Below are 1,907 nucleotides of genomic sequence, written 5' to 3' on the forward strand. Positions count from 1 at the left end.
CCGGGGGTGGTGCCCCCCCGCCGCAGGCCGCAAGGAGGAGGACGAGGCCTGCCAGAAGACCGTACCGCGTACCCTTACGCATACCGCCTCCCTTCCGAGACCCCTAGGGTCCTTACCTCCATCCTCCTCAGGGGGGCTTACAAAAACCTTAAACGGGGTGGGGGAGCGTGCCCCCATGCAGACCGCCCCAAGGCCATCGGCAGGCTAGGGGCTTCGCCCCTGGCGTTTGCCGGGTCCTAGGGGGAGGCTCGGTTTGGCCTTGGGGGGGATGGAGGGGGCGCCGGGGCAAAAGGGAAGGGCCGTTCCCGGGAGGCTTAGGGTACAATAGGCTTGGGTGGGACAATGGGTCGGCAGCTAGTCCTTTGGGGTTCCCTGGGGCTTCTCCTCGCCCTCTCGGGGTGCTCAGGCTCGCTCATGTACTCCCAGTACTGGAGCCTGAAAGTGGCCCCCTCGGTCCTCCCCCTCTTTCAGGGGGGAAGGGAAAGCGTCATTCTCTACGTGGGTGGGCAGGTACCCCCCGGGGGACAAGAACCGGTTCCGCTACGAGGGCCTTCCCCAGGGAGTGAGCTTCGCCGGGCCCCCTCCCACGGACACGGAACTCTTGCCCGGATACGCCTTTGAGCTCCATTTCCAGGCGGAACCCGGAGCCCCCTTGGGAGTCTACGGGGTTACCTTCTACGCGGATCCCCTTTCCTCTCTTCCCACGGCCCAGTTTCCCTTCCGCATGCCCATAGAACCTTCCCCCACCAGCCCGCCCCGGCTCTTTATGGCGAACGCCTTTGGCGCTAACCCCTGCTCCGCTAGCCCCCTCAAGGTGCGGGCCGAAGGGCCGGTGACGGAGGTCCGCCTCCGGTTCAACTGGGCCGACAGGGGACAAAGCCTTCTCCAGGGGGACACCTTCGCCCTAGGCTCGGCCACCACGGTGGAGCCGGGGTCTCCTACCCTTAACCTCAACCCTGAGGTGGGTGTGGTGGCCAAGCCCAAGTTCTGGCAAGGCTTCTACGAGATCCGGTTCTCGGGAACCCCTGGTCGCCTCCACCTCTTCTGCGAGGGCGGGGGACAGGAGGCGGTCTACCTCCCAAGCCCCGGGGAGTTCCTCGTGGCCTACCCTTCCCCCAGCCAGGGGGGAGCTTTAGCCCTAGCCAGGATAGGGCCTTAAGGTGTTTTTCCCAGGGAGGCCCACGGCCCATGGGTTGCTCTACATGCCTCCTCCTCTTCGCTCCGAGCGTCAGCGAAGCGAACCTGCGGACGCCAAGCCCTGGGCGCCTAAGACCGAACCCGTGGTCCCCTTCAAGGTCCGGCGCTGAGCCGAGCCCAGGCCCTCCCGCCTGCTGGAGGCACGAGCAGGGCGCTTCCTTGTGTCCATCCGGCTGAGGACGGTGCGGGGGAAGCCTCTGGAGATGGGCTCCCGCTAGGTCAGGCGCGTAGGGCGTAGCTTGCAGCGGACGCGGTACGTGCGTCCCTGCCGCGGTAGAGGCCGCACCTGAACCCGGTGGAGCGCTTTAGGCCAGGGGGGCTTCTCGCCTCGAGGGCCCCCCAAGGAAGGCTTCCCCCGCATCCCCCCTTTGGCGGGATATGGCCCAGTGAACAAGGTGAGGGCAAACCAGGACTTTCAAGGCGTAGCGGAGAGCACCGAGCGGGTGGCCGAGGGGTGACGGGTCCTTGAGGAAGGCCCGGGAAGCCTATCGCGGGCTACCCTCTCTCCCTGACGGCCTGCGGCAAGGACATAAGGAGGGTGCCGAAGGAAGCTACCCTGAAAGGTAGGGACAAAAGCCTCTAGCCTTCTGCTTCGGGCTAGAGTTACGCTTTTTTTCCCCCCTTTCGGATATTCAATGCATACCCCCTTGACAAGCCAAAGGAAAAGGGGGCGCTTGGTGAGCTGTGGAAGCACACCAGACGCCCCCTTC

1 protein-coding gene is annotated in these 1,907 nt (G+C 65.4%); it reads left to right on the top strand.

Going from position 1 to position 1,907, the window contains the following annotated elements; genetic code table 11:
- The first annotated feature begins 502 nt into the window (after positions 1-502).
- Positions 503-1,159, top strand: a complete 657-nt coding sequence (locus H531_RS0112435; RefSeq protein WP_022799626.1) for a hypothetical protein — start codon at positions 503-505, stop codon at positions 1,157-1,159.
- Positions 1,160-1,907: the final 748 nt, after the last annotated feature.

The organism is Thermus islandicus DSM 21543, assembly GCF_000421625.1.
Lineage (GTDB): Bacteria > Deinococcota > Deinococci > Deinococcales > Thermaceae > Thermus > Thermus islandicus.